General features: G+C 68.3%; 3 protein-coding genes. All 3 read left to right on the plus strand.

Translation table 11 applies throughout. The features are described 5' to 3' along the window. Window positions 1-336 precede the first annotated feature (336 nt). The 3 genes from EES43_RS19595 (at window position 337) to EES43_RS19605 (ending at window position 5,957) form a co-directional block, all read left to right on the plus strand. Window positions 337-1,140, plus strand: coding sequence for a hypothetical protein (locus EES43_RS19595; protein ID WP_124269901.1), 804 nt, complete (start codon window positions 337-339; stop codon window positions 1,138-1,140). 175 nt (window positions 1,141-1,315) lie between these two features. Next, complete coding sequence (locus tag EES43_RS19600; RefSeq protein WP_124269902.1) at window positions 1,316-2,221, plus strand: MerR family transcriptional regulator; 906 nt, start codon at window positions 1,316-1,318, stop codon at window positions 2,219-2,221. 400 nt (window positions 2,222-2,621) lie between these two features. Then, complete coding sequence (locus EES43_RS19605; RefSeq protein WP_124269903.1) at window positions 2,622-5,957, plus strand: S8 family peptidase; 3,336 nt, start codon at window positions 2,622-2,624, stop codon at window positions 5,955-5,957. Window positions 5,958-6,009: the final 52 nt, after the last annotated feature.

Genomic DNA, 6,009 nt, shown 5'->3' on the forward strand with positions numbered 1-6,009 from the left:
CACGTCCGACGACGACGCCACGAAGGGCTGAGCTCTGTCCGGCGGATCATGTGACCGGCGTCCCGCAGCGCTGTAGGCGCGGTCTGGCACGGGGTATCGGTTGGACGAAGAACGACGTATCCAGGGGCGGCCGGCCCATGACGGCACCGGTCCGGTTGGTTGAACGGGACCGTGGCTGACGGTGCCGTACGACGCGGTCGAGTGCCTGGCCGGGCACATCGGCGTCAAGGATGCGTCGTGCTGCGGCTGGTGCTCGTTCCCGTCATGATCCCTCGATCGTGTCACCTTCTGCCGGGTTCGGCTCTTGCCGCCCATGATCTGTATCAGCCTGGTGCCATGACGTTTCCCCAGGGCAATTTCACCATCACCAACAACCTCACCGGTCTGAGTCTTCGGGCGAAGCTGAGTGAGAGCAAGGACGTCGGCCAGCACCGGGAGGGGAACAAGCACGTCCAGACCATGACTGCCCCGCCCGCCCTGGAGTTGGCGGAGAACGACGGCAGTATCGAGTTCGCCTGGTACTTCCAGACCGCCGAGGACCCCGACGGCCGTGTCCCTTACAACCAGATCGTCAGCCTCGCCGTCCGCGATCTCCAGAACATCGGCAACTTCTGCCTCACCCTCGCCGCCGGCGAGCCCGGAACGGAGGCCGGTTCCTCCCCGCTCGCCGCTGCCTTCAGCCACCTCACCGAAGAGCGCCGCAAGGAGTTCGACAAGCTGATCCCCAAGCAATGGAGGGGCAACCGCAACAAGTGGTACGACACCTGTAGGCGCCTCGAAGACGAGGGCGAGCCCGGTATCCACAGTCGGCACAAGGGCACCGACACCCTGCCATGGCCCAAGAGCGCTGCGGACCTGATCCCGTACCTGCGGGAGTACATCGCCGCGGTCACGGAATCCCCGGAGGCACCCGCCCCTGTCTACCCCCACGCGGAGCTGGATCTGCGTGGCTGCGGAGCGAGTCGGGGCAAGGGGGTCACCTACCGGTGGGACACCGAGGGGACGTACATCCTCGGGGCCGACAGCGTCACCGTGCCGGCTCCCAGCACCTACTGGACGATGAACAGCGAGGGCCGACTGTTCGTGCTGCCCAAGGGCCACGACGGACAGGAATGGACCATCAGCGCCTGGAAGGCGTAACCCCGACGGCCGTGGTTCTGGTCGAAACCGGTGGCCTGCCGTCCGCGCTTCCTCTGCGCCGGCGGTTGGCCACCCCCGGTACGGGCGCCGGGCGCAGTGACTCGGGTTGCACCTTCCGTAGCGGTATGTGGTCCGGTGGACCCACGTCCCGCCCCTGCGAGGAAGGCTCCCGCCCATGCATTCGTCGTTCGTCCCGCCGCGCCAGGTCAAGATCGGTGACGCGGCGGCCTTCGTCGGCACCACACCGAGGGCGATCCGCCACTACCACGAGATCGGCCTGCTCCCCGAGCCCGTGCGGGGAGGCGACGACCGCCGCCGGTACGGCTACGAAGACATGATCCGGCTGCTGTGGATCCGCAAGACGGCCGACGCCGGGATCGCCCTGGACGACATCCGTGACGCCTTCGCCGACACGGCTTCCACCGGTGCCGACAGCGACGACGGCATCGGGAACATCCTGGAACGGCTGGAGGAAACCCTCGTCGCCCAGGAAGCGGAACTGCGGCGGCAACGCACTGCCGTGCAGCGCATGCGTACCGAGGGCAGCAGGATGGGTCTGCTCTCCGACTTCGTCACCAGCCGCCTCACGAGCCTGCCTGAGGGCTCCCTGCGCCAGGCGGACCTGGACTGCCTGCTGGTCACCGAGCGGATCTTCGGCCCGCTCGGCGCGGCCGTCCAGGCCGGCCGCTTCATCGCCCTGGCCACTGACCCGGATCTGCGGGAGGTTTCCGACCGTATCGACGCCGCCGAGGAGGCACTCGATGACGCGATCGCTGTCGACGACCCCCGCGTGGCCCGGGTGGCTGCCGAACGGCACGCCTTCGAAAGGGCGCTGCTGGCCGCTGTCGAGGATTCCGGCCTGGCGGAGAGCGACGACGCGCTCTTCGACTCCTGGGACGCTGTGCACCCTCCCACCGCTGATGAGGGTGAGGACGAGGCCGGCCAAAGTCCTGGCAGGGGGCACGAGTCCATGAGCGTATGCGAAGCCATAGGAAAGATGCCCTACGACTTCTCCCCGGCCCGCCTGCGCTGTATGGAATTGGCCGAAGAACTCGCCGCCCACGATTCGCCCGCTTCCTGAAACACAGGCTGGAGCCGGTCTCCTCGACGTGGCCGAAAGACACCTTCGATGGTGGGTACACCGTCTCTTCATCCTGCATCCCTGTGTCGGCCTGAACCGTGCCTTAGTTCCGCAGCGATCACAGGTGCCGAAGTCGCGCCGTCCGGGTGTGAACTGTCGCCGGCCGGCCATGTCGTAGGACTCGACGAAGGTACGGGTCATGGTGATCTCGTCCTTCCCGCCCTGTAGTCCGTTTCTGGCCAACTGGGCACCTCTGTAGCTCTCTTGTCAACCTGTTTGTGCGCGATTTTGTCTAGGTCGGTGAAACGGACGGCCGTGGTCGATGCCCGTCAAGAACCTCTACGGGCCCACCGGTCGTGAGGAACCACCGAGTTCTCCAGGGGAATACGTGCAACAAAAAATGAGAAGCGCCTGCATACCCTTCGTCGCGGCGGCGGCGGCGGTGGCGATCGCGGCGGGGATGGTCAGCCCCGCCGCCGCCCAGCCCGAGCCGCAGCGGAGCGCGTCCGGCACGGCGGCACAGGACGGCTCCCGGACGTACCGATTGACTCTGATCACCGGTGACCGGGTCACGGTCGACGCCAAGGGCCGGCCGGTCGGATTCGAGGCCGCTGAAGGCCGCGAGCGCATCCCGGTGCAGCAGACGACCAGGGGAAAGCGCACGTTCATCGTCCCGGCGGATGCCCGGCGGCTGATCGACTCCGGGAAGCTCGACCGGCGGTTGTTCGACATCACGGAGTTGAGTCGGCCGGAGGTCCGCAGGTCGCAGAAGGACGGCCTGAAGCTGATCGTCGGCTACCGGGGCGCGCGGAGTGCGGCGGCGAAGGCCGAGGTCGGCGCGGCCGGCGGTACGGAGGTGGGCAGGAGTCTGCGGTCGCTGAACGCCCAGTCGGTCAACACGCCGGTCTCCGACGCACCGGCCATCTGGAAGGCCCTCACCGACCGGCGGCAGGGAAGCGCACGGTTGGCCACGGCGGCGGGCATCGACCGCGTCTGGCTGGACGGGGTCCGCCGGGCGAGCCTGGATCGAAGCGTCGCCCAGATCGGTGCGCCGGAGGCGTGGAAGGCGGGGTTCACCGGCAAGGGCGTCAAGGTGGCCGTGCTGGACACCGGAGTCGACGCCACGCACCCCGACCTCAAGGGCCAGGTCCTTGAGGAGAAGAACTTCAGCGCTTCACCCGACACGATGGACCGCCAGGGCCATGGCACGCACGTTTCCTCGACCGTGGCGGGGACCGGGGCGAAGTCGGGCGGGAAGTTCAAGGGTGTGGCCCCGGACGCCAAGCTCCTGGTCGGCAAGGTCCTGGACGACTACGGCATCGGCGAGGAATCCGGAATCCTGGCCGGGATGGAGTGGGCGGCCGCGCAGGGTGCCGATGTGGTCAACCTGAGCCTCGGCGGCCCCGACACCCCGGAGGTGGACCCGCTGGAGGCCGCCGTCAACCGACTCTCCGCCGACAAGGGCGTCCTGTTCGCGATCGCCGCCGGCAACGAAGGCGAGTTCGGCGCCGGGACGGTCGGCTCGCCGGGCAGTGCCGAGGCGGCGCTGACGGTCGGCGCGGTGGACGACCACGACCAGCTCGCGGACTTCTCCAGCCGAGGGCCCAGGATCGGAGACGGCGGCATCAAGCCCGATGTCACCGCGCCCGGCGTGGGCATCACGGCCGCCGTCCCGCCGGGATCGACGATCGCCAAGGAAGTGGGCGAGGGGCCCGCCGGCTACTCGACCATCTCGGGCACGTCGATGGCGACCCCGCACGTCGCGGGGGCCGCCGCCCTCCTGAAGCAGCAGCACCCCGACTGGAAGAACACCGAGCTGAAGGGCATGCTCACCGCGTCCACGAAGCCCGGCGCGTACACGCCGTTCCAGCAGGGTTCCGGACGGATCGCGGTCGACAAGGCGCTCACCCAGAACGTTTTCGCCGAGACGACCTCGGTGAACTTCGCGACGCAGCAGTGGCCGCACACCGACGACAAGCCCACCACCAAGACCGTCACCTACCGCAACGCCGGCACGAGCGACGTCACCCTCGACCTGACGGTCACCGGCACCGGTCCGCAGGGCAAGCCCGCCCCGGACGGCTTCTTCACCATAGGCGCCGACCGGGTCACCGTCCCCGCCGGCGGCACCGCCGACGTGACACTCACCGCCGACACCCGGCTCGGCGGCACCGACGACGGCGGCTACTCCGGCTACCTGGTCGCCACCGGCGGCGGACAGACCGTCCGCACGCCGGCTGCCGTCGAACGCGAAGTCGAGTCCTACGAACTCACCGTCAAGCACATCGGGCGGGACGGACGCCCGGCCCCCAACGTCGACAACTCGATCTACGACCTGACCCGCGAGAGCGAGGACGTGTACGGGGACGAAGAGATGGCCGAGGGCACCGCGAAGGTGCGGGTGCCCAAGGGCACCTACGCGGTCAACTCCGGTGTCTACGTCGACCCGGAGGACTACGCCAAGGGATTCGACTGGATCGTCGCGCCCGAGGTCGCGCTCACCGGGAACACCACGCTCACGTTCGACGCACGCAAGGCGAAGCCGGTGAACATCGCCGTCCCGGACAAGCAGGCGAAGATGTCGAACTTCTCGCCGGGCCTGTCGAGCGAGAGGTTGGGCATCAGCTACCCACTGGACGATACGGACAACTTCCGTACGCTGCATGTCGGCTCGGCGGTCACCCAGGGCTCGCTGACTCAGCACTGGACCGGCACGTGGACCAAGGGCGCCTCGACGCAGTACGACATCGCGGTCGGCGGCCCGGTCAGGAAGCTCGCGACCGGCTACGACCGGAAGTTCACCCTGGCTCAGCTCGCCAAGGTGAAGATCGCCATGGCCGCGAGCGCGCCGGGCAAGCAGGCCGAGCTTAGGGCGGTGGGCTTCTTGCCCACGCAGAACTCAAGCGAGAACGGCGCGTACACGCAGAAGCTGCCCGGTACCCGCACGGTGTACGTCTCCACCGCCGACAAGGTGCGGTGGGACTTCGACGTCAACCTGCAGGGCGCGCCGGACGAAGAGGGCGAACCGGTGAAGGAGGGGAACTACCTGATCGCCCAGGAGACGCCCTACAAGCCGGGCAGGACGTACACGAGGACCGTGAACACCGCGGTGTTCGGACCGCTGATCGACGGCAAATTCGGCGTCTTCCGGGAGGGCGACGCGATCTATGGCTACCTGCCGCTGCTGGCGGACGGCCCGGGCAACGAGGGCGCCCCGGAGTTCTCGGCGGTGAAGACGGTCCTGTACCGCAACGGCAAGCAGATCGGTCAGAACAGCAATCCGCTGGACGGCTACGACGGCTTCATGGTCCCGTCGGGCGCGGCCGACTACAAGCTGACGTCCACCGTGCGGCACAGCAAGCAGATCAGCCCGCTCTCCACCCGGGTCGACGTGTCCTGGACCTTCCGCTCGCAGAAGACCGACTCCGCCAGGCTGCCCGTCTCCACCGTCCGCTTCACCCCGGCCGTGGGCGACGACGGCCGGGCCCCGGCCGGCAAGAAGGTCTCCGTGCCGGTGAAGGTGCAGGGCGCCGCCGCCGGGAAGAACCTCAAGTCACTCACCGTGCAGGTCAGTTACGACAACGGCAAGACCTGGAAGAAGGCCGCCGTCACGAAGGGCGCGATCTCCGTGAAGAACCCGGCGAAGGGCAAGGCCATCTCCTTCGCCGCCGACGTCACCGACAAGAAGGGCAACACCTCATCGGTGAAGATCTACAGCGCGTACCTCGGCAAGTGACCGACGCACGCGGATAGTCGCGGGCGGGTACCCGCGAACGACGGCGGCCCGC

It is taken from the genome of Streptomyces sp. ADI96-02 (assembly GCF_003846185.1).
In the GTDB taxonomy this organism is placed as follows: Bacteria; Actinomycetota; Actinomycetes; order Streptomycetales; family Streptomycetaceae; genus Streptomyces.